Origin of the sequence: Rathayibacter sp. PhB127 (assembly GCF_003751665.1) — a bacterium.
GTDB classification, from domain to species: Bacteria; Actinomycetota; Actinomycetes; order Actinomycetales; family Microbacteriaceae; genus Rathayibacter; species Rathayibacter festucae.
Genome location: NZ_RKHW01000001.1, coordinates 857726 through 884558 on the forward strand (window position 1 = coordinate 857726; position 26833 = coordinate 884558).

Here is a 26833-nt window from a genome sequence, read left to right on the forward strand (position 1 = left end):
CGGCCGGCGAGCGGGCGGGCTGCGCTTCAGACGAACGCCGCGCTGCCCGTGATCGCGCGTCCGACGATCAGGGTGTTCATCTCCCGGGTGCCCTCGTAGGAGTACAGGGCCTCCGCGTCGGCGAAGAACCGGGCGACGCCGTAGTCGAGGACGATGCCGTTGCCGCCCATCACTTCGCGGCACCAGGCGACCGTCTCGCGCATCCGCGCCGTCGTGTACGCCTTCGCGAGCGCGGAGTGCTCGTCGCGCTGCTCGCCCGCGTCGAGCATCTCGGAGACCCGGGTGGCCAGGGCGATGCTCGCGGTGATGTTGCCGATGCTCTTCACCAGCAGGTCCTGCACCAGCTGGTGCCCGACCAGCGGCTTGCCGAACTGGACGCGCTCGCGGGCGTAGCGCAGGGCGGCGTCGTAGGCGCCGATCGCGACGCCGATCGCCTGCCAGGCGACCTCGGCGCGGGTCAGGCGGAGGACCTTCGCCGTGTCGCGGAACGAGTTCGCGCCCTGCAGGCGCAGCGACTCCGGCACGCGGACCCCCTCGAGCACGATGTCGGCGTTCTGCACGGTGCGCAGGCTCTGCTTGCGGGCGATGGCCGTGGCGCGGTAGCCCGGGGTGCTCGTCGGGACGAGGAACCCCTTCACCTGGCCGTCGGCGACGTCCTTCGCCCAGATCACGGTGACGTCGCTGAAGGTCGCGTTCCCGATCCAGCGCTTCTCGCCGTCGAGGATCCAGGTGTCGCCCTCGCGGCGGGCGGTGGTGCGCAGGCCCTGCGCGGAGTCGGAGCCGGAGTGCGGCTCGGTGAGGCCGAAGGCGCCGATCACCTCGCCCGAGGCGAGCTTCGGCAGCCACTCGGCCCGCTGCTCCTCGGAGCCGGCGACGCCGACGGTCCCCATCACCAGGCCGTTCTGCACGCCGACGTAGGTGGCGATGCTCGCGTCGACCCGGCCGAACTCGAGGGCGACCCAGCCGCGGAACACCGACGAGTTCTCGATCGTGCGCGTCTCGGGCCAGGAGAGGCCGATCACGCCGGTGGCGTGGATCCCGGGGATGAGCTGCCGCGGGAACTCGGCGCGCTCCCAGTACTCGTCGGCGATCGGGCGGACCTGCTCCTCGAGGAACGTGCGGACGCCCACGAGGAGCTCCTTCTCGGCGGGGGTGAGCCGCGACTCGAAGCCGTAGAAGTCGGCGTTGAGCAGTTCGAAGGTCGTGCTGTCCATGGTTCATCGCTCCATCGCTCGGGCGCGCAGCGACTCGGCCCGCAGGAGCGGCGGCGGTGCGGCTTCCTCCAGCGTACGAAGGGGGCGGACGGCCGGCGCGGACGCTGGCGATCGGCGCCAAGCGGCGGCCGGTCCTCCGGGGCCGCTCTTGTAGATCCTGCTAGCGTCGGGCCCGGGCCGCCCCGGCAGGGTCCGGACGGCGCAGCCCCGCATCCCGCCTCGCAGCCCGCCCCGGAACGGAAGGCCTCCGCCGTGTTCATCCCGATCGGCAACACCCCCCGCGACTACGCCTGGGGCTCGCTCACCGGCATCTCGGACGCCCTCGGCACCGCGCCGTCCGGCCGACCCGAGGCGGAGCTCTGGCTCGGCGCGCACCCGGGCTCGCCGGCCCGCATCCTCGACCCCGCCTCCGTCGGCGCGTCGACCCTCGCCGAGTGGATCGCCCGCGAGCCGGAGACGGCGCTCGCCGGAGTCGCCGGCTCGGTCGACCCCGTGTCCGGCGCACCGCGGCTGCCGTTCCTGCTCAAGATCCTCGCGGCGGGCGCACCGCTGTCGCTGCAGGCGCACCCGTCGTCCGCGACGGCGCAGCGCCGGTTCGTCGAGGAGGACGAGGCCGGCGTCCCGCGCGACGCGGCCGAGCGCAACTACAAGGACCCGTTCCACAAGCCCGAGCTGATCTACGCGCTCACCGAGAGCTTCGACGCGCTCTGCGGGTTCCGCGAGCTCGACGGCACCCGCGCGCTGCTCGCGGAGCTGGCCGGCCGTGCCGCGGGGGAGGGGGCGGCGGCGATCACGCGCTTCGCCGGCGAGCTCGAGGGCGAGCCGTCGGTCGTCCTGCGGCGGGCGGTCTCCTGGCTGCTCGCCGACGGCGACCGCGCGGAGGTCGCGGCGCTGATCGCCGCCGTGGTGGAAGCGTCGGAGGGCGACGACCGCCTCGAGACCGCAACGGTGCTCTCGCTCGCCGAGGCCTACCCGGGCGACCCGGGCGTCGTGCTCTCGCTGCTGCTCAACCGCGTGCGGCTCGCCCGCGGCGAGGTGCTCTACCTGCCCGCCGGCAACATCCACGCCTACCTCGCGGGCACGGGGGTCGAGCTGATGGCCGCCTCCGACAACGTGCTGCGCGGCGGGCTCACGCCCAAGCACATCGACGTGCCCGAGCTGGTCAGCGTTCTCGAGTTCTCGCCGCTGCCGGTGCCGTACCTGCCGGCCGAGGAGCCCGCGCCCGGGCTGCGCGTCTACCGGCCGGACGTGCCGGACTTCCTGCTCGCCGTCGTCGAGCCGGCCTCGGACGAGCCGGTGCGCGTCGAGCTCGACGGTCCGGCCATCGCGATCGCCACCGCCGGGTCCTTCACCGTCCACGGCGCCGAGGGCTCGGTCGAGGTCGAGCGCGGCGGCAGCGTCTACGTCACGCCGTCGGAGCGCGCCCTCTCGGTCACCGGCCGCGGCACCCTCTTCGTCGCCACGGTCTGACCGGGGCCCTCCGGTCCGTCGTCCTCGCGGTGGTGGATCTCGATACGCCCGCTGCGCGGGCTACTCGATCAGCATGGACGGCCGTCCCGCCCATGCCGGTCGAGCAGCCCGCAGGGCGAAGCATGCTGGTCGAGTAGCGCGCAGCGCGTATCGGGACCCACCGCCACCGGGTCGGTGGGTCCCGGCGCGGCTCAGGAGGCGGCCGCGGCCGCCGTCGCGAAGGTGCGGCGGTAGGCGGCGGGCGTCGTCTGCAGCACGCGGGCGAAGTGGTGGCGGAGGACGGCGGCGGTGCCGAAGCCGACGCGGGCGGCGATCGCCTCGAGGGTGAGGTCGGACTCCTCCAGCAGCTGCTGGGCGCGGAGGAGCCGCTGGCGGTTCAGCCAGGCCAGCGGCGTGGTGCCCAGGTCGGCGCGGAAGCGGCGGGCGAAGGTGCGCGGCGACATCAGCGCTCGCCGCGCGAGGAGGTCGACGCTGAGCTCCTCGTCGAGGTGGCGCAGCATCCACTCGGTGACGTCGGCGAGCGAGTCCGCGCGCGCCTCCGGGATCGGCGTCGGGATGAACTGCGCCTGGCCGCCGTGGCGCTGCGGCGGCACCACCATGCGGCGCGCGACGACGTTCGCGGCCGCGGCGCCGAGCTCCTCGCGGACGATGTGCAGGCACGCGTCGATCCCGGCCGCGGTCCCGGCGCCCGTGACGATCCGCCCCTCCTGCACGAACAGGACGTCCGGGTCGACTTCGACCGCCGGGTGGCGCCGGGCGAGCTCGTCGGCGTGCATCCAGTGCGTCGTCGCCCGCCGCCCGTCGAGCAGTCCCGCCTCGGCCAGCACGAAGGCGCCGCTGCAGACGCTCACGATCCACGCCCCGCGCTCGTGGGCGCGGCGCAGCAGGGCGAGCACTCGCTCATCGGCGGGGCCGATCGGATGCGCCGGCACCGCGATCAGGTCGGCGTCCTCGGCCGCCTCGAGGCCGTCGGCGATCATCAGCTCGAAGCCGAGCGAGGTGCGCACCGGCCCCGGATCCGCGGTCGCGATCCGGAAGTCGAACACCGGCCCGCCGTGGTCGCGCCGGTCGATCCCGAACACCTCGCAGACCACGCCGAACTCGAACGGGGCGACCCCGGGCAGGGCGAGGACGGCGGCGGAGCGGAGCACGACGGCAGGATATCGCGACACCACGAGATCCCGCCACCTGGACCGCGCCGCCCCGCCGCTAGGGTTGCGTCGGTGCGCGCGCGGCGCCCGTCATCGAGGAGGATCCACATGGCATGGCTGGTCACCGGGGGAGCCGGGTACATCGGAGCGCACGTGGTGCGCGCGTTCGCCGAGCAGGGCATCGACCCCGTCGTCCTCGACGATCTGTCGTCCGGCCACGAGGGCTTCGTCCCCGAGGGCGTGCCGTTCCACCGCGGCTCGATCCTCGACGAGGCGCTGCTGGACGAGGTCTTCGCGCAGCACGACATCGAGGGCGTCGTGCACGTCGCCGGCTTCAAGTACGCGGGAGTCTCGGTGCAGCGCCCGCTGCACACCTACGAGCAGAACGTCACCGGCACGATGCGCGTGCTCGCCGCGATGGAGCGCGCCGGCGTCCGCTCGATCGTCTTCTCCTCCAGCGCCGCGGTGTACGGCGCGGTCGACGTCGAGCTCGTCACCGAGAGCACCCCCAAGAGCCCCGAGTCGCCCTACGGCGAGTCGAAGCTGATCGGCGAGTGGCTGCTCGCCGATGCCGGCCGCGCGCACGGGGTGCGCCACGCGTCGCTCCGCTACTTCAACGTCGTCGGCTCCGGCTACCCGGACGTCTACGACACCAGCCCGCACAACCTCTTCCCGCTGGTGTTCGAGGCGCTCCTGGCCGGCCGGACGCCGCGCATCAACGGCGACGACTACCCCACTCCGGACGGCACCTGCGTCCGCGACTACATCCACGTCGCCGATCTCGCGCTCGCGCACGTCGCGGCGGCCCGCCGCCTGGCCGCCGGCGAGCCGATCGAGCCCGTCTACAACCTGGGCAGCGGAACCGGCGCCTCGGTCGGCGAGATCATGACCGCGATCGCCGACAGCACCGGCATCGCCTTCACCCCGGAGGTCGCGCCGCGCCGCCCGGGCGACCCGCCCCGCATCGTCGCGTCGGGGGAGACCGCCGCCCGCGACCTCGGCTGGGAGATGCGCCACACCGTCGCCGAGATGGTGGAGAGCGCCTGGCGCGCCCGGAGCGCCGCGGGGTCCTGACGCCGGCCGGGAGCTTCGACACGGTCGCGACACGCCGGTGTGTCGTGAACCCTCCACGGCGGGTTGAGGGTTTATGGTCCGCGACTTGACCTCAGCGAATGACACCGGTGTAATTACTGAGGCGGCCCACCCTCCGGGAGGAGCCGGTCGCCGATCATGTTCGCGGGCGGGGTAGGAGACGGTATGGCGATTCCCGACAGCGTCTCTGGCGGCGACAGAGGCTTCGGAAGCGACAGAGGCTTCGGAGACGACGCAGGCCCCGGCAGCGACCGGGCCTCCGGCATGAGCGCGGTCCCCGAGGACTGGTTCGTCGATCCCGTCCGCCTCGGTGTCCCCGGCGTCCGCCAGGGCATCGACTCGGGCAGCGAGGCGCCCGGCGGCGCCCTCTCCTGGCAGGTCGACTCGCTCTGCGCGCAGACCGATCCGGAGGCGTTCTTCCCCGAGAAGGGCGGATCCACGCGCGACGCGAAGAAGATCTGCACCTCGTGCGAGGTCCGTGCGCAGTGCCTCGAGTACGCGCTCGAGAACGACGAGCGCTTCGGCATCTGGGGCGGCCTCTCCGAGCGCGAGCGCCGCAAGCTGCGCCGTCGGGCGTGACGACCGCCGCTCACCGGGGGCGGCGAGCCGCCGCGGGGCGCCACGCGCCCATCGCTTAGGGTGGTCCGCGATGTATCCCCGAGTAACCGCCGTCCTGGTCGCCCACAACGGCGCGGCCTACCTGGAACGCACCCTCGCGGCGCTGCGGGCCCAGACCCGGCAGCCCGATGCGACCGTGTTCGTCGACGGCGGCTCGAAGGACGCGACCGGGGAGCTCCTCTCCGGCTGGGGTCCGACGCAGTTCGTCCAGGTCGCCGAGAACCTCCCGTTCGGCCAGGCCGTCGCCCGCGCCGTGCGCGTCATGCAGGCGCCGACGGGGGAGGACGAGTGGCTGTGGCTGCTCGCCGCCGACTCCGCCCCTGAGCCGGGTGCGCTCGCCGCGCTCCTCGGCGCGGTCGAGGTCGCGCCCTCCGTCGCGGTCGCCGGGCCGAAGGTCATGGACTGGACCCGCTCCGGCTACATCCGCAGCTACGGCGAGTCGATCACCAACTACGGCACCACCGTCCACCTCGTCGAGGACGAGCTCGACCAGGGCCAGCACGACGGGACGCCCGACGTGCTCGCCGTCGCCGCCGGCTGCATGCTGGTGCGGCACGCGCTCTGGGAGGAGCTGGGCGGCTTCGACCCCGGGCTGCCCGTGGTCGACGACGCCCTCGACTTCTCGATCCGCACCCGCCTCGCCGGCCACCGGGTCAGCCGCGTCCCCGACGCCCGGGTCACCACCGCGCGCATCGGCCTGCAGCGTCCGGACGGCCGCCGGATCGACAGCGGGGAGCGGCGGCGTGCCCGCCAGCACCGCACCGCGCAGCTGCACCGCCGCCTCGCCTACGCCCCGGTGGCGCTGCTCGTCGTGCACTGGCTCTCGCTCGTGCCGCTCGCCGTCGGCCGCGCGGCCGTCCGGCTCCTGCGCAAGCAGCCCGGCCTCGTCGGCGGCGAGCTGCTCGCGGCCTTCGTCGTCGCCTTCGGCGGCACCAAGGTCTTCCACGCCAGGCGCGTGCTCCGCTCGTCGAAGAACGTCGGCTGGAAGGCCATCGCGCCGCTGCGCATCCCGCTCGACGTGGTCCGCCAGCTCCGCTCGGTCCGGCACGACGCCGTCCGGGTGCAGGCCAGCCGCGAGCGCCACCCGCTGCACTTCTTCCAGGGCGGCGGCGTCTGGATCGTCCTGGTCGCCGCGATCGCCGGGCTGATCGTCTACGCCCGCCTGCTCGCGGCCACCGCCATGGGCGGCGGCGGTCTGCTCACCCTCTCGCCGTCGGTCGGCGAGCTGTGGCGGAACGCCGCGTACGGCTGGCGCGACCTCGGCTCCGGCTTCATCGGGGCGGCGGACCCGTTCGCCGCCGTACTCGCCGTGCTCGGCTCGCTCACCTTCTGGGCGCCGAGCTTCTCGATCGTCCTCCTCTACCTCACGGCTCTGCCGCTCGCGACGATGGGCGCGTGGATGATGATCGCCCGCCTCACCGCGCGGCCGATCGCCCGCGGCGCCGGCGCCTTCGTCTACCTGCTCGCGCCGGCCTTCTTCGCCGCGCAGTCCGAGGGCCGCCCGGCCGCGATCCTGGTGCACGTCCTGCTGCCCTGGCTCTTCTTCGCCGGATTCGGCGCCTACCGCTCCTGGTCGTCCTCGGCGACCGCCTCGATCCTGGCCGCCGCCGTCGTCGCCTGCGCGCCGGTGCTCGCGATCCCGCTCGCGGTGATCTGGATCGTCGTGCTCGCCACGTCCGGTCGCCGGATCGGCCGCTTCGCCGGACTGCCGATCCCGGCTCTCGCGCTGCTCTTCCCGATCATCGTCGCGCACGCCCAGCGGGGCGACTGGTTCGCGATCCTCGCCGACCCGGGCGTGCCGCTGCCGACCGGCCGGGTCGACTTCTTCTCGCTCGTCGCCGGCTTCCCCTCGGGCTTCACGACCGGCTGGCTGGACCTCCTCGGCGGTCTGGGCGTCCCCGCGTCGGCGGCCGGTCTCGCGACCGCGGTGCTCGTGCTGCCGCTGGTCATCTCGGCACTCGCGGCGCTGCTGCTGCCGAACAACCTCTCCGCCCTCGGCGGTGTGGGCGTGGCCGCCGCCGGTCTGCTGACCGCCGCGCTCGCGCAGGACGTCCAGGTGGTGACCACCGGGTCCGAGGCGGTCGCCGTCTGGAGCGGCACGGGCCTCAGCCTGTACTGGCTCGGCCTGGTCGTCGGCTTCTCGCTCTCGGTCGCCGCGCTGCCGTCCTACCGGGTCGTCCCGGCTCTGGTCGTCACGGCCGCCGCGGTCGTGGCGGTCGCTCCGCTGGCGGTGCTGTTCCCGATGGGCGGCGGGACCGTGACGACCGCCGGCTCCGATCGCTCGCTGCCGGCGTACGTCGCGGCGGAGGCGCAGAACGAGCCGCGGGTGGGCACGATCGTGCTCGTCCCGCAGTCGGACGGCGGGATCCTCGCGCGGCTCGAGCGCGGCGCGGGAGCGACTCTCGATCAGCAGTCGACCCTCGCCGCCACCGGCACCGAGCAGACCGACGCGATCGACGAGCTCGCGGGCAACCTCGTCTCGCGCACCGGCTACGAGGTCGGAACGGCGCTGCAGGACCTCGGCGTGCGCTTCGTCGTGCTCGCCCCGCCGGCCAGCGCCGACGCCGGCGACGCGGCCTCGGCCGTCAGTGCCCGCGCCGCGGTCTCGCTGGACGGGAACGCCGCGTTCTCCGCCGTCGGCGACACCCAGTACGGCCTGCTCTGGACCGCCGTCGACACCGAGGGCACCCGGATCGACGCGGCGCCGCAGGGCGTCGTCGGCCCGTTCGGCGTGGCCTACACGATCGCGCTGCTCATCGTCTTCCTGGTCGCGTTCCTGCTGGCCGTCCCCACCGGCCTCTCGCTCGAGCGGTCCCGCTCGGGAGCCGCCGTCGCGGGGATCGACGACGAGCCGGGCGAGGCGACCGGCCAGTTCGACGACGGGACCGACGATGCCTGATCCGTCCGTGCCCGATCCGTCCGACCCCGATCGCTCCGTGCCCGATGCCGCGGAGTCCGATCCGGCCGGTCCCGATCGCTCCGTGCCCGATCCCGCGGTGCCCGCTCGCCCCGCGGCCGAGTCGTCCGCGCCCGGCCGCCCCGTGCCTGATCCCGCCGACCAGGAGAAGCGCATGACGCCGACCCCGCCCCGCCCCTCGCGTGCCGAGCGGCGTGCCGAGCGCTCCGCCGCGAAGCCCGGCCGGGACGCCCCCGCAGCCGCTCCGAAGCGCGACCGGACCGTCTCGGCCGCTCGGCGCCGCCGGACCGCGCTCCGCACCGCCGCCGGCGTCGCGGGACTCGCCCTCGCCGGCGCCGCGGTCGTCCTGCCCCAGATCCTCCCCGGGCCGCTCGCGAGCCGGGCCGCCGACGGCGTCGTGGTCACCCCCGTGGCGGCCGACGGAGCGCTCGTCTGCGCGGGCGACCTGATCGACGCGAGCGACCCCGAGGAGCTCAGCGCGCTCGGCGAGTCGGGCAGCTCGCTCTGGCCGCAGGACGCGACGGGCGACGCCTCGGCACTCGAGGAGGCCGACGTGGCCTCCCCGGGCACCGGCATCACCCGGGTCGACGTCCCCGCCGAGTCCGATCCGACGCCCGGCGGCGTGACGACTCAGTCCATCGCGACGGAGGAGCTGTTCGGCCTCTCGGCACTCGGCTGCGCCGAGCCGTCCGCCGACAGCTGGCTCGTCGCCGGATCGACCGACGTCGGCCGGACCTCGACCCTCGTCCTCGCGAACGCCAGCGAGGTGGCGGCGACGGTCGACCTCGCCCTCTACGGCGAGAACGGCGTCGTCCCGGCGACCGGAGCGACCGGCATCGTCGTCCCCGCCGGCGCCGTCCGAGCCCTCCCGCTGGCCGGGCTCGCCCCCGACGTGCTCCAGCCGGTCGTCCGGATGACCGCGCGCGGCGGCGAGATCGCGGCGAGCATCCAGAGCAGCGTCATCTCCGGCCTGACTCCGCAGGGTGTCGAGACGACCGGCCCCGCGGCCGCGCCGTCCACGCTCGCCGTCATCTCCGGCTTCACCGTCGCGTCGCCCCCGGCCGACACGGCGGGCGACGACGGCACCGGAGGCGACGGCACCCCCGTCCTGCGGATCCTCGCCCCCGGCGAGGCGGACAGCACGGTCTCGATCGAGGTCGCGAACGAGGACCCGAGCGGCATCGGCACCTCGACCCAGGTCGTCGTCCCGGCCGGCCGCGTCGGCGAGGTCCCCCTCTCCGGCCTCGCGGACGGCTCCTACCGCGTCACGCTCACCTCCGATCAGCCCGTCGTCGCGGCCGGCCGCACGACGTCGACCGGCACCGCCGGGACCGACTTCGCCTGGTTCGTGTCGGGTACGGCGACCGTCGTGCCCTTCGGCGTCGGCAACACCCGCGAGACCGGAGCCGTGCTGCACCTCGCGAACGGCAGCGACTCCTCGGCGTCGGTGCAGCTCGAGTCCGAGACCGGGACCCGCACCCTCGACATCGGCCCGTTCGCCTCGGTGTCCGCCGAGCTCGGCGTCGACCCCGTGGTCGTCAGCAGCGACCAGCCGGTGCAGGCGTCCGTCTCGATCGCGAACGAGGGGCGCATCGCGGGCTACGCCATCGTGCCGCCCGGACCGCTGTCCTCCCCGGTCACCGTCTACTCGCACTGAGCGGCCGGCGGCGTCCCGGAGGCGCCGCCCGGCTCAGTGGGGCCGGACGCTCAGTGGTGCCGGAACCGGTCCGGCGAGATGTCCCACGGGTCGCGGCCGAGCAGCTCGGCGACCGCGCGGAAGACGTAGCTCTCGATCATCATCCGCTGGTGCCACTCGTCACGGCGGTGCAGCTTCGCCAGCCGCTCGATCGGGACGCGGTACAGCGTGATCCGCCGCGCGGCGTGGTCAACCCGCCAGCGGGCGATGCCCGTGCCCTCGAGCCGGGCCGGATCGACGTCGGGCGTGGAGGCGAGCTCCACCCGGATCCCCGCGAGCTCGTCCGGCCAGGCGTCGCGCAGGTAGTCGAAGGCGGAGCCGATGGTGGTCTCGAAGAAGTTGGCGCGGGTCTGCAGCGGCGGCAGGTGCGGACCGGTCACGGCGCCGCGGATGCCCCGGCCGTGCCGGTCGCGCGAGCCGCCGCGCACCGAGCTCGACTGACGAGCGGTGGAACGGCGTGCGCGGGGCATTGGACCAGCTTATTGCCCCGGAGCCTCTTGCTACTGTGGCGCGATGGACCGACGGCAGTGCTCGCGCACCGGGTGCAGCCTCCCCGCGGTCGTGACGCTCACCTACGACTACCGGGACTCGCTCGTGGCGGTCGGGCCGCTCAGCCCGCAGCCCGATCCGCACGGCTACGACCTGTGCGCGGAGCACGACCGGCGGCTGCTGGTGCCCCGGGGCTGGGAGACCGTGCGCTACCTCGAGCCGCCGTCGGCCTGAGCGTCCTGCGGAGCCGGAGCGCCCCGCGGAGCCCGAGGCGCCTCGCGCACCGGGAAGCCGCGCGGCGCGTCCGCGAGCACCGGCGCGAGCCGGCTCATCCGCCGGTCGACGAGCTCCAGCGCCCGCTCCTCGCGGCGTCGGCGCAGCGCGGCGACCGCGAGCAGGAAGTCCTCGGCGGGCGCGGCCGGCAGCGGCGAGACGAACGCGGAGGCCTCCTGCGCCAGCGAGCGGGCGAGCTGCGAGCGCGAGGGCTCGGTCATCCCGGAGCGCTGGCGGAGGAACTGTGCGAGCCGGCGCGCCAGGGCGTCGGGCAGCCGCGCCACGTCGGCGGTCGCCGCCCAGCCGGCGAGCGGGGCCGGGACCTCGACGACGAGCGGGGGCGCGGCGGGCACCCGCTCGAGCTGGCTGTGCGTGCCGGCGAGCACGTCGCCGAGCCGGCGCGAGCGGCGCGACAGCAGACCCACCACCGCGGCCAGCCCGCCGGCCGTCATCACGATCTCGAGCACGCCGGTGAGACCCCGGACGAGGGCGTGGCGGAAGCCGATCGCGCCGCCGTCGTCGCGGACGACCCGGGCGCCGACGGCGAGCTTGCCGAGCGAGCGCCCCCGCGTCGCGGTCTCGACAGCGACGGGCACGAGCACGATCGAGAGGACGAGCGCGGCGATCGCGACGGCGGCCGTGGCGGCGGGGTCGAGTCCGCCGTCCCCGGCCAGGACGAAGACCAGGTAGAAGAGACCGAGGGCGAGCAGGAACTCCGCGACGAGGTCGATGATCGCGCCGGCGGCCCGCAGGACGAACGAGGTGACGGGGATCTCGAGGGCGATCGCCTCGCCGGTGACCAGGCCCGCCGTGTCGAAGCCGGCGCTGTCGAGGCGGGCGTCGTCGCGGTCGTCGGACATGCAGCAGCTCCCTCGATCGTCGGCCCCGGCTATCATCTCAGCAGATGGACATCGATGCTCTCTCGGCCGCGCGCGGCGGCCAGTGGACCCGCCTGGACGAGCTCGCGCGCAAGCGCCGGCTGACCGGCGGCGAGGCCGACGAGCTCGTGGAGCGCTACCAGTCCGCCTCCGCCGATCTCGCCGCGATCTCCTCGATTGCGGGGTCGACCGCCGTGGGCACGCGCCTGGCCGTCTCGCTCTCGCGAGCGCGGGGCCGCCTGACCGGGACGCGCGAGGATCCGCTCGCCGCGGTCGCCCGCTTCGCCGTCGTCTCGTTCCCCGCCGCGCTGTACCGGATCCGCTGGCTGACCCTGGCCGTCGCGCTGGCGACCGTGCTGGTCGCCGGCCTCTTCGCGGTCTGGATCCTCGGCGACCCGCGCCTGCTCGCCGCGCTCGGCGACGACGAGCAGCTGCGCCGCTTCGCGCAGGAGGACTTCGTCGACTACTACTCGGAGAACCCGGCCGCGTCCTTCGCCGGTCAGGTGTGGACCAACAACGCCTGGATCGCGGCGCAGTGCGTCGCCTTCGGCATCGTCGGCGTCTACGTGCCGTACATCCTGCTGCAGAACGCGCAGAACCTCGGCACGTCGGTCGCCGTGATGTTCCACGTCGGCGAGGGCGACACCTTCTTCCTCTACATCCTCCCGCACGGCCTGCTCGAGCTGACGGCGGTCTTCGTCGCCGCGGCGGCCGGGCTGCGGATCTTCTGGGCCTGGATCGCGCCCGGGCCGCGCACCCGGGGGCAGGCGCTCGCGGAGGACGCGCGGAGCCTGTTCACGGTCGCGATCGGGCTGGTCTTCGTGCTGCTCGTCTCGGGCGTGATCGAGGGCTTCGTGACGCCGGCGCCGTGGCCGTGGTGGCTGAAGATCGGCATCGGCGCGCTCGCGCTCGGCGGCTTCATCGCCTACTTCCTGGTGCTCGGCGGCCGGGCCGTGCGGGCGGGGGAGACAGGCGATCTCGGCCGCTTCGACGCCGGCTCGCGGAGCATCAGCGAGGGCTGAGCGCGAGGTCCGGGCTCAGAGCCGGCCGGTGGCCTTCAGCGCGAGGTAGCGGTCGGCGAGGGCGGGCGGCAGCTTCTCCGGCGAGGCGAGGACCACGTCGCCGCCGAGCCGCCGCACGGCGGCCGCGAGCCGGTCCGCGTCGGCGAGCGAGCGCTCCGCCGCCGCGGCCGCGTAGACCGCGCTGCGGTCGCCGCGGTCGGCGGCCATCCGGGCCAGCTCGGGGTCGATCGCGCAGGCGACGACCACGGTGTGCCGCCTCGTGAGCTGCGGGAGCACCGCGAGCAGCCCCTCCGCCGCGCCGACGGAGTCGAGCGCCGTGAGCAGGACGACGAGCGAGCGCTGCGAGACCAGGGTGCGCACCTGGCCCGGCACGGCCGACCAGTCGGTCTCGATCAGCTGCGGCTGCACGGGCGCGAGCGCGTCGACGACGCGGCTCAGCACCTCCGTGCCGGTCGCGCCGTGCACGCGGGCGCGCCGGGTGCGGTCGAAGGCGAGGACGTCGATGCGGTCGCCGGCCGAGGCGGCCAGCGCCGACAGCAGCAGTGACGCCTCGATCGCCGTGTCCAGGCGCGGCTCGTCGTCGATCCGGGCGGCGGAGGTGCGGCCGGTGTCGAGCACGAGCACCACCCGCCGGTCGCGCTCGGGCCGCCAGGTGCGGACGACGGGCTCGCGGCGCCGGGCGGTGGCGCGCCAGTCGAGCGAGCGGACGTCGTCGCCGCGGACGTACTCGCGCAGGCTGTCGAACTCGGTGCCCTGACCGCGGATCATCACGCTGGTGCGCCCCTCCAGCTCGCGGAGGCGCGCGAGGCGCGAGGGGAGGTGGCGGCGGGAGCGGAACGGCGGCAGCACCCGGACGACCGCGGGCGCGGCGAGGGTCGCCTGCCGGCCGGCCAGCCCGAGGACGCCGTTCGAGCGGATCGTCGCGTGCAGCGCCCGGCGCTCTCCGCGGCGGCGCGGCTCGAGGACCGTGCGGACGGCGCGGCGCTCACCGGGCGGCAGGCGCAGCGGCGAGCGGGTCGCGAGCGCCCCGGCGGAGGGCTCCCACGCGTCGCGGACGACGCCGGTGATGCGGCGCCGTCCCGTGTTCGTGATCAGCAGCGTCGCCTCCGCGCGCTCGCCGAGGCGCACCCGGTCGGGGGTCCGCCGCTCGAGCACGACCGCGCGCGCGGAGCCGGCCACCGCGAGGTCGACGCCCACCAGGATCAGCCAGACCAGCAGCCAGAGCCCGAGCACGGCGAAGGCGACCTCGGCCCGGCGTCCGAGCAGGACGACCGGCACGAGGCCGACGAGGAGGACGAGGACGGAGCGTCCGGTGAGGTGCACGGCTCAGACCGGGACGCGGACCTGCTGCAGGATGCCGCCGAGGACGGCCTCCGTGCGCACGCCCTCGAGCTCCGCCTCGGGCTGCAGCTGCATCCGGTGCCGCAGCACGGGCAGCACCATCGCCTGGACGTGGTCCGGGGTGATCGAGCCGTAGCCGTTCAGCCAGGCCCAGGCGCGGCTCGCGGCGAGCAGCGCCGTCGATCCGCGCGGGCTGACGCCGAGCTTCACGCTCGGGCTCTCGCGGGTCGCGCGGGCGAGGTCGACGATGTAGCCGAGCACGTCCGGGCCGGCGCCGACGCGGCGGACGGAGGCCTGGGCCGCGCGCAGGCGCCCCGCGTCCAGCACCGGGTGGACGCCCGCGGCGGCGAGGTCGCGCGGGTCGAAGCCCGCCGCGTGCCGCGAGAGCACCTCGACCTCGACGTCCCGCGGCGGCACGTCCAGCACCAGCTTGAGCAGGAAGCGGTCGAGTTGCGCCTCGGGGAGCAGGTAGGTCCCCTCGTACTCGACCGGGTTCTGCGTCGCCGCGACGAGGAACGGGTCGGGGAGGCGGAGCGTGCGGCCGTCGACGCTGACCTGGCGCTCCTCCATCGCCTCGAGCAGGGCGGCCTGCGTCTTCGGCGGTGTGCGGTTGATCTCGTCCGCGAGCAGCAGGTTCGTGAAGACCGGGCCCTCGCGGAAGGCGAAGCCCGAGGTGGAGGCGTCGTAGACCAGCGAGCCGGTGATGTCGCCGGGCATCAGATCGGGGGTGAACTGCACGCGCCGGGTGTCCAGGCCCAGCGAGACCGAGAGCGCGCGGACGAGCAGCGTCTTCGCGACGCCCGGCACGCCCTCGAGCAGCACGTGCCCGCCGGCCAGCAGGGCGATCAGCAGCCCGGAGACGGCGCCGTCCTGGCCGACGACGGCGCGGCCGACCTCGAAGCGGACGCGGTCGAGCTCGCGGCGGAGCTCGTCGTCCGCGATCGGGGGGAGGGAGGAGTCGCTCATCGGAGGGGGCCTTCCGGTCGTTCGTGGTCGGGCTGATCGTGGTCGAGGCGGTCGTGCGCGGGTCGAGCGGTGCCCGGTCCGGCGGCGCCGGGTCCTGTGGTGCCGGCCGCTGCGGTGCCCGTGCGGGGTGCGCGGGCGGCGCGGAGCGCGCTCTCGAAGCGCAGGAGCTCGTCGGAGGCGGCCACGAGAGCGGCGTCGTCCGCGGGCTCGTCGTCGACGAGGAGCCGGCGCAGGGCGCGCGGGTCGCGCTCGAGCAGGGCCGCGGCCGCCGCGACGACCTCGTCCACTCCGCTCGACGGGGCCAGGCCGAGCAGAGCGGCGGAGCGGTGCAGCGTGCCGATCCGCAGGGCGTCCAGCGCGCGCACCCGGGTGGCGCCGTGGGCGTAGAGGCGGGCCCGGCCGCGGGCGGTCTCGCTCGCGTGCACGACGACGGGCAGCGGCTCGACGGCGAGCGGGCCGAAGCGCCGCCCGCGCCAGACGGCGGAGGCGACGAACACCCCGACGAGCAGCAGCAGCGCCGGAGTGACCCAGCCCGGCGCGAGATTGGCCGGGTCGACGGCGGCGGACGTCGCGTCGGCCGCGCCGGCGCGGTACCAGACCAGGCGGTCCTCGCCGCCGAGGAGGCCCAGCGCGAGGGCGGCGCGTCCCTCCTCGGCGACGGTGCCGTTGCGCAGGAGGTCGGCGTCGCCGACAGCGATCACGTCCGGGCCGCCGGCCGGGGAGTCGGCGACGAGTGCGAAGGCGTCGTCACCGGACGGGAAGCAGCCCACGGCGCCGCCCTCGAGGACGCGGAAGGTGCTGCCGCCCGACGGGATCCCCTCGGCGCGCTCCGCGGCGGGCAGCGCGCAGGAGGCGGCGAGCACGCCGTCCTCCTGCGGAGCGCCGGCGAAGGCGACGCCGGGCAGCAGCGCGTCGAGGGCCGCGCCGGACGGCTCGACGAGGACGACCGCGGCGGGGTCCCCGGCGAGCCGGGCGTACTGCTCCTCGTCCAGAGCCGAGCCCGGATCGTCGATCAGGAGCGTGCTGCCCGGGCCGACCGCGCGCAGGGCCTCGTCGAGCGAGTCGGCGCGGACGACGTCGACGCCCTGCTCGCGCAGGACCTGGGCGACCGCGCGGGCGCCGTCCGGTGCCGCGCTGTCGACGTCGAGATCGGCCGCCGGCACCGGGGAGCCGGTCGCCACGGTCAGCAGGACCGTGCCGACGGCGACCATCGCCGCGAGGAGCGCCCAGATCCGGCCCCGGCGCAGCAGCGCGCCGAGCGTGGGGGAGGAGACGGTGTCGACGGGAGCGTCCGACGCCGGTGGAGCAGCAGGCGCGGTCATCGCAGCGCCTCGAGCGGGACCGGCGCGGCCGCGAGCGCGCGATCGAGCTCGGCGACCCGCTCGGAGTCCTCGCGCCCGCAGGGCTGGCCGAGGTAGCGGACCCGGTCGAAGGCCTCCGCCGAGCGCCGGAGCGCGTCGGCCGAGGCGGGGAAGACGGCCGCGGCCCGGCGGGAGAAGCCGTGCGCGGTGGTGCCGGGCGAGACGGTGAGGATCGTGCGCTCGTCCAGGGCGCGCACCAGGGCGCGGAACCGCTCCACCAGTGCCTCGTCCCAGTCGCCCCGGGCGGCCGCCGCCTCGGCGAGGGCGCGCAGCTCCGCGGCCGAGCGGCCGTCGTCGTCGGCGAGGACCGCCCCGGTCACGCGACTGCGCTGCCGCAGTCGCGGCCGTCCCGCGATGACGAGGGCGACCACGACGAGCACCACCAGCAAGAGCACGCCGATCAGCGCCGCGAGCGGCACGCCGACCCCGTCGCCCGGCAGGGTGAGCGAGGTGAACCAGTCGCGCACGGCCTGCACCAGGCGGTCGAACCAGTTCGGCTCGGCGGCGCGGTAGCGCGGGTCGGCGAGCTCCTCGAGGAGCAGCCGGCGGGCCTCCTGCGCATCGGGGTCGAGCGGCGCCGTGACGAGCGCGAGGCGGATCACGGCGCGGTCCGCTCCGGAGCGGGGAAGGGATCGGCGGACTCGCGCCCGGCCGCGCGCTCCTCGACGTACCGCATCAGCACGAGGTCGAAGCCCTCGCGCCGGATCCGGCGATCGAGGTAGACGAGCCCGGTGACCGCCGACTGCAGCACTGTGCCGACCGCGCCGACGACGAGGCCGACGGCGACCGAGAGCAGCGCCACGACGATCGACGCGACCACCTGCGCGTTCGGATCGGTCGGCGCGACCAGCGCCCCGCCGATCGGGATCAGCAGGCTGAACGGCGTCGAGACGACCTGCCCGGCCGCCTGGATGATCACCGCCATCAGCGCGAGCGCGCCGAACGTCCGCCAGAACCCGCCGGTGACGAGCCGCCAGGAGCGCGCGACCGCCCGGCGCAGCGGGAGCCGCTCGAGCACCAGGAGGCTCGGCACCAGCGCGAGCTTCGTCGCGAGCCAGACGCCCACCGCGGTCGCGGCGAGGCCGGCCAGCACGAGCACCAGGATCCCGCCGACGACCGCACTGGCCCCCGCGTCCTGGGTGCCGAGGAGGAAGAGCGGCACCGAGAGCGCCGCCGCGGCGAGGACCAGCACCAGGACGCCGACGCCCTGCAGCACGGTCCAGCCCACCAGCGCCCAGAAGCGGCCGCGGAGCCGCCGGAGCAGCGCGCGCAGCGTCGGCCGCTCGCCGAGGACGGCGCGCGACACCTCGAGCACGACGACGCCCTGCACGAGCGCGCCGGTGGCCAGGGTGACGGCGAGCGGGATCAGCGCCGCCAGCACGACGATCGCCAGCGACCCCGACGCGACGGCGTCCCGATCGGCGACCTCGGCCTGCGTGATCCGGCCGACCGCGAGAAGCGCGACGGCGCCGTAGAGCACGAGGGCGAGCAGCGAGCCGAGGCCCTGCACGAGCAGCGCGACGCCGAGGGTGGTCCGCGGGCTGCGGCGGAGGACCGCGAAGGGCGCGCCGAGCAGGGTGCCGAAGCCGAGCGGCCGCAGCGGGATCAGCCCGGGCTTGGGCGGGGGAGTCCAGCCCTGCGGCGGGGGCGGGCCGGCGGGACCCGCCGTCGGAGTCCAGGACACGGGCGCGACCGGTGCGACGGGGGCGACGCGCGGCCGCGCGTGGTCGCCCTCCGGAGCCCCGGCGGGCGGTGGCCACTGAGCTGCGTCGGTCATCCCTCCCATGCTGTCACAGCCGCGCTCGGCGCTCGCGGTCGGGCGCGGCCGTGCTCCCACTCGCGTCGGTTAGCCTGACCCCATGAGCGCGCGAATCCTGGTGGTCGACGACGATGCGGCCCTGGCCGAGATGATCGGCATCGTCCTGCGCGCGGAGGACTGGGACGTCTCCTTCTGCGCCGACGGCACGGGCGCCCTCGAGGCCTTCCGGCGGGCCCGGCCGGACCTCGTCCTGCTCGACCTGATGCTGCCCGGGATCGACGGCATCGAGGTCTGCCGCCGGATCCGCGCCGAGTCCGGCGTCCCGATCATCATGCTGACCGCCAAGTCCGATACCTCGGACGTCGTGCAGGGCCTCGAGTCCGGCGCGGACGACTACATGGTCAAGCCGTTCGACCCGAAGGAGCTGGTCGCGCGGATCAAGACGCGCCTGCGCCCCTCCCAGGTCGCTGCCAACGCCGTGCTGCAGGTCGGCGACCTCAGCCTCGACGTCGCCGGGCACGAGGTCCGGCGCGGCGAGACCCGCATCGGCCTGACGCCGCTCGAGTTCGACCTCCTCCTCGCCCTCGCCTCCAAGCCGCAGCAGGTGTTCACCCGCGAGATGCTGCTGGAGCAGGTCTGGGGCTACCACTACAAGGCCGACACCCGGCTCGTGAACGTCCACGTGCAGCGCCTGCGCGCGAAGGTCGAGAAGGACCCGGACGATCCGCGCATCGTGATGACCGTGCGCGGCGTCGGCTACCGCGCCGGCTCCGTGCTGCCGAGCTGACGTGAGCCTCGCGCGCCGCTTCCGGGCGCCGGCGCTGCGGCGCTGGCCGCGGAGGGTGCTCCGAGCCTGGCGGAGCTCGCTGCAGTTCCGTGCCGTCGCGATCACCGTGCTGCTCAGCGGCATCGCGATCGGCTCGACGGGCGCCTACCTCTCCTACAGCATCAGCGACAACCTGTTCCAGTCGCGGCTCGACCAGGTCACCGGGGACACCTCGCGGGCCACCCGCGCCGCGCAGGGCTACCTCGACGCGGCGACGGTCTCGACCCGGCAGGACATGGAGGAGGTCATGAACTCGGTGCGCACCGCGGTGCGCGACGCCTCCTCCTCCGCCCTGATCGCGGTCGTGCGCGCGCCTGATCAGGAGGCGTCCTCGCTCGCCCCGCAGGACAGCTACAACCGCGAGCTGCAGAACGGCGTCATCAGCGACGACCTGCGCGCGCGGGTGCAGGCCGGCGCCGACGGCCAGTACTGGCAGTCGGTGAGCCTCGGCGCCTCGGGCCAGCAGCTCCCGGGCATCGTCGTCGGCTCGACGATCGAGCTGCCGAGCTCCGCGGGGCGCTACGAGCTCTACATCGGCTACTCGCTCGCGGACGCGGAGCGCACGCTGCAGTTCGTGCAGCAGGTCCTCAACATCGCCGGCATCCTGCTGATCCTCCTGATCGGCGCGGTCAGCTGGGTCGTCGTCCGGATCGTGGTCGCGCCCGTGCGGGTGGCGGCGGAGACCAGCCAGCGCCTCGCCGCGGGCGACTTCGACGTGCGCATCCCGGAGAGGGGACAGGACGTGATCGCCACCCTCGCCCGCTCGTTCAACGGGATGGCCGACAGCCTCCAGGAGCAGATCAGCGAGCTCGCCACGCTCAGCCGGGTGCAGCAGCGCTTCGTCTCCGACGTCTCGCACGAGCTGCGCACCCCGCTGACCACGATGAAGCTCGCCGGCGACGTGCTCTACGACCAGCGCGAGGGCTTCCCGCCGGTCGCCGAGCGCACCGTCGAGCTGCTGCACGGCCAGATCGGCCGCTTCGAGAGCCTCCTCGCCGATCTGCTGGAGATCTCCCGGCACGACGCCGGCTCGGCCGAGCTCGAGCTGGAGCCGGTGAACCTGGTGCGGCTGGCCGGCGAGGAGATCGAGGGGATGCGCGGGATCGCCGAGGCGAACGGCTCGCGGCTCACGCTCTCCGCCCCCGGCGGCTACTTCGACGCCGAGATGGACGCCCGCCGCATCCGCCGCATCGTGCGCAACCTGCTCGGCAACGCGGTCGAGCACGGCGACGGCCGCGAGATCGTGGTCACGGTCGACAGCAACGCCACCGCGGTGGCGCTCGCCGTCCGCGACTACGGTCACGGCATGAGCTCCGAGGAGGTGGTCCGCGTCTTCGACCGCTTCTGGCGCGCCGATCCGTCCCGCCGTCGCACCCTGGGCGGCACCGGCCTCGGCCTCTCCATCGCGCAGGAGGACACCGCGCTGCACCACGGCTGGCTGCAGGTCTGGTCGATGCCCGGCCGCGGCGCGTGCTTCCGGCTCACCGTCCCGCGCCGGCGCGGCGAGCGGATCGACGCCTCCCCGCTGCCGCTGCCGCCCGTGGACGCGGGCGAGCAGGCCTACTCCGGCCCCATCGTCCTGCCGCCGCTGCCGCTCGGCGGCGTGCCCGAGCACGGGGTCGTCCAGTGAAGCGCCTGCGCTCCGCGGTCGCCGCCGTGCTGCTGCTGGCAGCCCTCGCCGGCTGCGCGGGCATCCCGCGCGGCGGCGACGTCGGCGTCGGCCGCCCGGACACGGCGCCGCAGGACCTGCAGTACGACTTCCTCCCCTCCGGCCCCGCCGACGGCGCCGACCAGTTCGAGATCCTCACCGGCTTCATCGACGCGGCGTCGAGCCCGCAGAACAACTACAAGATCGCCCGCGAGTTCCTCTCCACCGGAGCCGACTGGACGCCGGGCGAGCACGTCACCGTCGACGAGGGCCAGCGCTCCTCGACCCAGCCCGGCGCGTCGACGCTCTCGCTCACCATCACCCCCGTGGCCGAGGTCGACGCCACCGGCGTCTACTCCGAGGTCGCGACGACCACCGCGCTGGAGCTGGACTACGGCTTCGTCCAGGAGAACGGCGAATGGCGGATCAGCTCACCGCCCAGCGGCGTCGTCATCGACCGGACCACCTTCGAGCAGGTCTTCTCCACCTACGCGCTCTACTTCTTCGACCCGAGCTACTCCTACCTGGTGCCGGACCTGCGCTGGTTCGCCTCGCGCGCGGACAGCTCGACCAGCACCACGATCGTCACCGAGCTGCTGCGCGGGCCGACGCCGTGGCTCCGCGACTCGTCCGCCGTCGTCTCGGCGTTCCCGACCGGGACGGCGCTCGCCGCCGAGACGGTGCCGGTCGAGGCGCAGCGGGCCGTCGTCGACCTGAACTCCGCGGCGCTCGAGGCCGACGAGCGGCAGTGGCGCCGGATGGCGCTGCAGCTCGGCAGGAGCCTGGCCAACGTCTCGAACGTCACCGGGGTCTCGCTCTCGGTGCAGCAGAACCCGATCGAGATCCCGACCGAGGTGACCGGGCTGCCGACCTCGCCGCGGGTGGACACCCGGCCGCTGGTGCTGACCGACGGCGACTTCGGCTTCCTCGGCTCCTCGGGGCTCGCCGAGACCGCCGTCTCCGACCGGATCGCGGCGCTCTCGCCGCGGGCCGCGGTGCTGGGCGAGCAGCGGGGCGCCGACTCGAGCGCCTCGGCGGCCGTCCTCACCCCGGCCGGCGTCTCGCTGCTCACGCCCGGCGTCGACGACGTGCTGCTCGACGCCCGGAGCGGCCTCGCGGCCCCCGGCATGGACCCCTTCGGCTACGTCTGGTCGGTGCCCACGGCGGCGCCGGGCCAGCTGGTCGCCTACTCCTCCGACGGCTCCCGGTCGCTGCAGGTCGCGACCGCCTGGCCCGAGATCGAGTCGATCGCGTCGTTCGCGCTGTCCCGGGACGGCACGCGGATGCTCGCCCTCGCGCAGGACGGGCAGCAGGCGACCGTGCTCGTCGCCGGGGTCACCCGCTCGGCCAACGGCGATCCGATCGCGGTCGGCGAGCCGGTCGTGCTGCGCTCGACCCTCGGCACGGCGGTCGCCGCCGCCTGGACGGACGAGCTCGACGTCGTCTCGGTCGTCCGCGGCTCCACCGGCGAGGACACGGTGACGATGAACCAGCTCGGCGGAGGGGACACCCCGCTGGGGACGACCACCGGGACCGTGCAGATCGCGGCCGGCAACGCCTCGACGCAGATCCGCCTCCTCGCCGAGGGCGGCGAGCTGCGCCAGCAGCGCGGCTCGGCGTGGCAGACGGTCGCGACAGGCATCGAGCTCCTCGCGACGCAGACCGGCATGGGGTCCTGAACCCGGGCACACTCGCCCGATGCTGCGCGATCACCTCCTCGACGCCCTCGCCGTGCTGCTGCCGGTCGACTGCCCGGCCTGCGGCCGGCCGACGACACGGGTGCCCTGCCCGGACTGCACCGCGGCGCTCGCCGCCCAGGCGCGACCGGACGTCCGCCGCCTGGGGTCCGCCGACGACCCGCTGGAGGTGCGCGTCGGCGCGGAGTACGCCGGGACGGTGCGGCGGCTCGTCCTCGCGCTGAAGGCGGAGGGGCGGGTGGCCGCGGCGCGACCGCTCGGCGCGCTGCTGCGACCCGTGCTGCTCCAGGCGCTCGACGGCGCTCCGGCGCTGCTGGTCGCACCGCCCGGCTCGCGCCTGCGGCACCTGCGACGCGGCTTCGACCCCGTCGACCTGCTGGTGCGCGCGGCCGGCGGGCGCCTCGCCCGGCCGCTCACGAGGACCCGGCTCGCGCTCGACCAGGTCGGCCTCACCCGGACGGAGCGGCGCGCGAACCTCGACGGCGCGTTCCGCGCCAGGCGTCCGCTCGACGGCGAGCGGATCCTGCTGGTGGACGACGTGGTCACCTCGGGGGCGACCCTGCTCGAGCTGCGCCGGGCCGTCCGCGCGGGCGGGGGAGACGTGGCGGGGGCGGTCGCGCTCGCGGGGACCCCCGGCGGCCGCAGCGCGACTTCCTGATGAACTCCCGGGGACGATCCGGTGACCACGGGTCTACGCTCGGGGGACGGCGTGAACGGTCCGCCCGGAGAAAGGCGGCACGCCGTACTCGACTGGGAGGTTGTCATGGACATCGACATCACAGGCCGCAACATGGGCATCACCGATCGCTTCCGCGCCTACGCGACGGAGAAGTCGGAGAAGATCGCCCACCTCGCCGACCGGGCGCTCGCGCTCGAGATCAAGGCGAGCCGTCACAGCGAGGGCAAGGGCGCCGCCGGCGGCGACCGGGTCGAGCTCACGCTCATCGGCAAGGGGCCCGTGGTGCGGGCCGAGGCGAGCGGAGCCGACAAGTACGCGGCCTTCGACGTCGCCCTCGGGCGCCTGCTCGAACGGGTGCGTCGAGCCAAGGACCGCAAGAAGGTGCATCGCGGTCAGCATCGGCCGACCTCGCTGCGCGACGCGGCGGCCGACGACTTCAGCGTCGTCGCGATCCAGCCGGCGGACGCCGAGGTGCTCGAGCGCCTGAGCACGGGCGTGATCCCCGTGCAGGAGGAGCCGGCCCCGGAGCCGGTCGCCGCGGACGAGGACGACGCGGAGGAGCCGTACTGCCCCGTCGTCATCCGCAAGAAGGTCTTCCCCTCCGTCTCGATGAGCGTCGACGACGCCGTCGACTACATGGAGCTGGTCGGCCACGACTTCTACCTCTTCATCGACGCGGACACCGACCGCCCGAGCGTCGTCTACCGCCGCAAGGGCTGGGACTACGGCGTGATCGGCCTCGGCGACGAGGCGGACGCGCAGCCCGAGGCCGCCGCGGTCTGACCCGGGAGCCCCCCGGAGGTCCGCCTCCGGGGGGTTCTTCGCGCCCTGTCGGACCGCGCACAGCCCGCCCCGGCTAGTGTGGTTCCGTCCGCGCCGTGCCGTCGGGCACCTGTCTTCTACGTTTTGGAGTACCCCGTGGCCTCAGTTCTCGAAAAGGTCCTTCGCGTCGGGGAGGGCCGGGTCCTCCGCCGCCTCGAGAACTACGCGAAAGCCGTCAACGCCCTCGAAGAGGACTTCACGCACCTCAGCGACGAGGAGCTGAAGAACGAGACCGTCGAGCTGCGCGAGCGCTACTCGAACGGCGAGTCGCTCGACGACCTGCTGCCGGAGGCGTTCGCGGCCGTCCGCGAGGCGTCGCGGCGCACCCTCGGCCTCCGCCACTTCGACGTCCAGCTGATGGGCGGCGCGGCGCTGCACCTCGGCAACATCGCCGAGATGAAGACCGGAGAGGGCAAGACCCTCGTCGCGACCCTGCCGGCGTACCTGAACGCCATCGCGAGCCGCGGCGTGCACATCGTCACGGTGAACGACTTCCTCGCGAACTACCAGTCCGAGCTGATGGGTCGCGTGTTCCGCGCCCTCGGCATGACGACCGGCGTGATCCTCTCCGGCCAGACTCCGGAGCAGCGCCGCGAGCAGTACGCGGCCGACATCACCTACGGCACGAACAACGAGTTCGGCTTCGACTACCTCCGCGACAACATGGCCTGGCAGGCGCAGGACATGGTCCAGCGCGGCCACTTCTTCGCCGTGGTCGACGAGGTCGACTCGATCCTCATCGACGAGGCGCGCACCCCGCTGATCATCTCCGGCCCCGCCTCGGGCGAGGCGAACCGCTGGTTCGCCGAGTTCGCCGGCCTCGCCACGCGCCTCATCGAGGGCGAGGACTACGAGGTCGACGAGAAGAAGCGCACCGTCGGCGTGCTCGAGCCCGGCATCGAGAAGGTCGAGGACTACCTCGGCATCGACAACCTCTACGAGTCCGCGAACACCCCGCTGATCTCGTTCCTCAACAACTCGATCAAGGCCCGAGCCCTGTTCAAGAAGGACAAGGACTACGTCGTCCTCAACGGCGAGGTGATGATCGTCGACGAGCACACCGGCCGCATCCTGGCCGGCCGCCGCTACAACGAGGGCATCCACCAGGCGATCGAGGCGAAGGAGGGCGTGCAGGTCAAGGCCGAGAACCAGACCCTCGCCACCGTCACGCTGCAGAACTACTTCCGCCTCTACGGCAAGCTCTCCGGCATGACCGGAACGGCCGAGACCGAGGCCGCCGAGTTCATGTCGACCTACAAGCTCGGCGTGGTCTCCATCCCGACCAACCGCAAGATGCAGCGCATCGACAACGCCGACCTCGTCTACAAGAACGAGCAGGTCAAGTTCGAGCAGGTCGTCGAGGACATCGTCGAGCGCCACGCGGCAGGCCAGCCCGTCCTGGTCGGCACGACGAGCGTCGAGAAGAGCGAGTACCTCTCCCGCCTGCTCGCCAAGAAGGGCGTGCGGCACGAGGTGCTGAACGCCAAGAACCACGCGCGCGAGGCCGCGATCGTCGCCCAGGCCGGCCGCCTCGGCGCCGTCACCGTCGCGACCAACATGGCCGGCCGCGGCACCGACATCATGCTCGGCGGCAACGCCGAGTTCCTCGCGGTCACCGAGATGTCGACCAAGGGCCTCAGCCCCGTCGACACCCCCGAGGAGTACGAGTCCGCGTGGGACGACGTCTTCGCGGGCGTCAAGGCCAAGGTCGCCGAGGAGGCCGAGAAGGTCCAGGCCGCCGGCGGCCTCTACGTGCTCGGCACCGAGCGCCACGAGTCGCGCCGCATCGACAACCAGCTCCGCGGCCGCTCCGGCCGACAGGGCGACCCGGGCGAGAGCCGCTTCTACCTCTCGCTCACCGACGACCTGATGCGCCTGTTCAACTCCGGTGCGGCCGAGGCCCTGATGGGCCGCGGCAACGTGCCGGACGACATGGCGATCGAGTCGAAGGTCGTCTCGCGCGCCATCCGCAGCGCGCAGTCGCAGGTCGAGGCGCGCAACGCCGAGATCCGCAAGAACGTCCTCAAGTACGACGACGTCCTCAACCGCCAGCGCGAGGCGATCTACTCCGACCGCCGCCACATCCTCGAGGGCGACGACCTGCACGAGCGCACCCAGAAGTTCCTCGTCGACGTGATCGACGAGATCCTCGAGGTGCACACCGGCGAGGGCAACGGCGACGACTGGGACTTCGACGCGCTCTGGACCGAGCTGAAGACCCTCTACCCGGTCAGCCTGTCGATCGACGAGGTCGTCCAGGAGGCCGGCAGCCGCGGCCGGATCAACAAGGAGTTCATGCGCCGCGAGATCCTCTCGGACGCGAAGCTCGCCTACCAGGGCCGCGAGGAGCAGCTCGGCTCCCCCGCCATGCGCGAGCTCGAGCGCCGCGTCGTGCTCTCGGTGATCGACCGCCGCTGGCGCGACCACCTCTACGAGATGGACTACCTCAAGGACGGCATCGGCCTGCGCGCGATGGCCCAGCGCGACCCGCTGGTCGAGTACCAGCGCGAGGGCTTCACCCTGTTCCAGCAGATGATGGGCCAGATCCGCGAGGAGACCGTCGGCTTCCTCTTCAACCTCGAGGTCGAGGTCACCCAGAAGCAGGGCGAGGTCGCCGGCGTCGCCGCGAAGGGCCTCTCCGAGCCGGTCGCTCCGGTCGAGAAGCTCAGCTACTCCGCGCCGAGCGACTCGGGCGGCGTCGAGGTCCGCGACCAGCGCGGCCGGGTGCAGCAGGCGGCGACGGCGAAGGCCAGCGCCGCGGCGGCCCGCGAGGCGCGTCCCGACGACGCGGAGGACGCCGCGACCACCGGCGCCTTCGGCCAGCAGACCGGCGGCTCCGACGAGACGCCGAACAACCGCCAGGAGCGCCGCGCGCAGACCAAGCGCCGCTGATCCCGGCCCTGCCGACCGGCAC

General features: G+C 74.4%; 22 protein-coding genes. 13 read left to right on the plus strand and 9 right to left on the minus strand.

Going from position 1 to position 26833, the window contains the following annotated elements; all coding sequences use genetic code 11:
• Window positions 1-26: 26 nt before the first annotated feature.
• Complete coding sequence (locus EDF22_RS04265) at window positions 27-1214, minus strand: acyl-CoA dehydrogenase family protein (RefSeq protein ID WP_123702645.1); 1188 nt, start codon at window positions 1212-1214, stop codon at window positions 27-29.
• A 252-nt stretch (window positions 1215-1466) separates the two neighbouring features.
• On the opposite strand from EDF22_RS04265, the gene manA reads away from it, so the two are divergent.
• Entirely contained in the window at window positions 1467-2684 is a 1218-nt protein-coding gene (manA, locus tag EDF22_RS04270; RefSeq protein ID WP_123702647.1) for a mannose-6-phosphate isomerase, class I, read from the plus strand.
• Window positions 2685-2875: 191 nt separating this feature from the next.
• Here manA and EDF22_RS04275 read toward each other — a convergent pair whose 3' ends face one another.
• Window positions 2876-3835 carry a GlxA family transcriptional regulator gene (locus EDF22_RS04275; protein WP_123702649.1) on the minus strand — a complete coding sequence of 320 codons (960 nt, stop codon included), beginning with the start codon at window positions 3833-3835 and terminating at the stop codon, window positions 2876-2878.
• 108 nt (window positions 3836-3943) lie between these two features.
• Between EDF22_RS04275 and galE the strand changes: the two genes are divergently transcribed.
• The 4 genes from galE (at window position 3944) to EDF22_RS04295 (ending at window position 10119) form a co-directional block, all read left to right on the plus strand.
• Window positions 3944-4909, plus strand: coding sequence for a UDP-glucose 4-epimerase GalE (gene galE, locus EDF22_RS04280; RefSeq protein WP_123444382.1), 966 nt, complete (start codon window positions 3944-3946; stop codon window positions 4907-4909).
• A gap of 282 nt (window positions 4910-5191) precedes the next feature.
• Window positions 5192-5506: a WhiB family transcriptional regulator gene (locus tag EDF22_RS04285; protein WP_123444423.1), complete on the plus strand. Its 315-nt coding sequence runs from the start codon at window positions 5192-5194 to the stop codon at window positions 5504-5506.
• 70 nt (window positions 5507-5576) lie between these two features.
• Window positions 5577-8444 (plus strand): glycosyltransferase family 2 protein, encoded by a 2868-nt coding sequence (locus EDF22_RS04290; RefSeq protein WP_123702651.1) that lies wholly within the window; start codon window positions 5577-5579, stop codon window positions 8442-8444.
• A gap of 172 nt (window positions 8445-8616) precedes the next feature.
• Window positions 8617-10119 (plus strand): DUF5719 family protein, encoded by a 1503-nt coding sequence (locus EDF22_RS04295; RefSeq protein ID WP_148059108.1) that lies wholly within the window; start codon window positions 8617-8619, stop codon window positions 10117-10119.
• A 50-nt stretch (window positions 10120-10169) separates the two neighbouring features.
• On the opposite strand, the gene EDF22_RS04300 is transcribed toward EDF22_RS04295, so the two are convergent.
• On the minus strand, window positions 10170-10628 hold the full coding sequence (locus EDF22_RS04300; protein ID WP_123702655.1) for a metallopeptidase family protein: 459 nt from the start codon (window positions 10626-10628) through the stop codon (window positions 10170-10172).
• A gap of 43 nt (window positions 10629-10671) precedes the next feature.
• Here EDF22_RS04300 and EDF22_RS04305 point away from each other — a divergent pair, with 43 nt between their 5' ends.
• Entirely contained in the window at window positions 10672-10881 is a 210-nt protein-coding gene (locus EDF22_RS04305) for a DUF3499 family protein (protein WP_123444386.1), read from the plus strand.
• On the opposite strand, the gene EDF22_RS04310 is transcribed toward EDF22_RS04305, so the two are convergent.
• A complete protein-coding gene (locus tag EDF22_RS04310) occupies window positions 10857-11780 on the minus strand; it encodes an RDD family protein (protein ID WP_123702657.1) in 924 nt (307 codons plus the stop codon). The genes EDF22_RS04305 and EDF22_RS04310 overlap by 25 nt on opposite strands.
• Before the next feature lie 44 nt (window positions 11781-11824).
• Here EDF22_RS04310 and EDF22_RS04315 point away from each other — a divergent pair, with 44 nt between their 5' ends.
• Window positions 11825-12820: a stage II sporulation protein M gene (locus EDF22_RS04315; RefSeq protein ID WP_123702659.1), complete on the plus strand. Its 996-nt coding sequence runs from the start codon at window positions 11825-11827 to the stop codon at window positions 12818-12820.
• Between the two features lie 15 nt (window positions 12821-12835).
• On the opposite strand, the gene EDF22_RS04320 is transcribed toward EDF22_RS04315, so the two are convergent.
• From EDF22_RS04320 to EDF22_RS04340, 5 genes are read right to left on the minus strand one after another with little or no spacing between them, the layout of a single operon-like run.
• On the minus strand, window positions 12836-14143 hold the full coding sequence (locus EDF22_RS04320) for a DUF58 domain-containing protein (protein ID WP_123702661.1): 1308 nt from the start codon (window positions 14141-14143) through the stop codon (window positions 12836-12838).
• Between the two features lie 3 nt (window positions 14144-14146).
• The gene (locus EDF22_RS04325; RefSeq protein ID WP_123702663.1) at window positions 14147-15127 is read right to left on the minus strand and encodes a MoxR family ATPase; all 981 of its coding nucleotides are present in this window, start codon (window positions 15125-15127) and stop codon (window positions 14147-14149) included.
• Window positions 15124-16449, minus strand: coding sequence for a DUF4350 domain-containing protein (locus tag EDF22_RS04330; protein ID WP_123702664.1), 1326 nt, complete (start codon window positions 16447-16449; stop codon window positions 15124-15126). Before EDF22_RS04330 ends, EDF22_RS04325 begins: the two co-directional genes overlap by 4 nt.
• On the minus strand, window positions 16446-17090 hold the full coding sequence (locus tag EDF22_RS04335) for a DUF4129 domain-containing protein (RefSeq protein WP_123702666.1): 645 nt from the start codon (window positions 17088-17090) through the stop codon (window positions 16446-16448). The genes EDF22_RS04330 and EDF22_RS04335 overlap by 4 nt, the downstream gene beginning before the upstream one ends.
• The gene (locus EDF22_RS04340) at window positions 17087-18265 is read right to left on the minus strand and encodes a hypothetical protein (RefSeq protein ID WP_123702668.1); all 1179 of its coding nucleotides are present in this window, start codon (window positions 18263-18265) and stop codon (window positions 17087-17089) included. The genes EDF22_RS04335 and EDF22_RS04340 overlap by 4 nt, the downstream gene beginning before the upstream one ends.
• Window positions 18266-18347: 82 nt before the next feature.
• Between EDF22_RS04340 and mtrA the strand changes: the two genes are divergently transcribed.
• The 6 genes from mtrA (at window position 18348) to secA (ending at window position 26811) form a co-directional block, all read left to right on the plus strand.
• Window positions 18348-19034 carry an MtrAB system response regulator MtrA gene (gene mtrA / locus EDF22_RS04345; RefSeq protein WP_123444394.1) on the plus strand — a complete coding sequence of 229 codons (687 nt, stop codon included), beginning with the start codon at window positions 18348-18350 and terminating at the stop codon, window positions 19032-19034.
• A 1-nt stretch (window position 19035) separates the two neighbouring features.
• Window positions 19036-20703, plus strand: coding sequence for an MtrAB system histidine kinase MtrB (gene mtrB, locus EDF22_RS04350; protein WP_132435837.1), 1668 nt, complete (start codon window positions 19036-19038; stop codon window positions 20701-20703).
• A complete protein-coding gene (locus EDF22_RS04355) occupies window positions 20700-22400 on the plus strand; it encodes a GerMN domain-containing protein (RefSeq protein WP_148059109.1) in 1701 nt (566 codons plus the stop codon). Before mtrB ends, EDF22_RS04355 begins: the two co-directional genes overlap by 4 nt.
• Window positions 22401-22419: 19 nt before the next feature.
• A complete protein-coding gene (locus EDF22_RS04360) occupies window positions 22420-23076 on the plus strand; it encodes a ComF family protein (RefSeq protein ID WP_123702671.1) in 657 nt (218 codons plus the stop codon).
• A gap of 105 nt (window positions 23077-23181) precedes the next feature.
• Complete coding sequence (hpf, locus tag EDF22_RS04365; RefSeq protein WP_123444397.1) at window positions 23182-23880, plus strand: ribosome hibernation-promoting factor, HPF/YfiA family; 699 nt, start codon at window positions 23182-23184, stop codon at window positions 23878-23880.
• A gap of 135 nt (window positions 23881-24015) precedes the next feature.
• Complete coding sequence (secA, locus tag EDF22_RS04370) at window positions 24016-26811, plus strand: preprotein translocase subunit SecA (RefSeq protein WP_123702673.1); 2796 nt, start codon at window positions 24016-24018, stop codon at window positions 26809-26811.
• Window positions 26812-26833 lie beyond the last annotated feature (22 nt).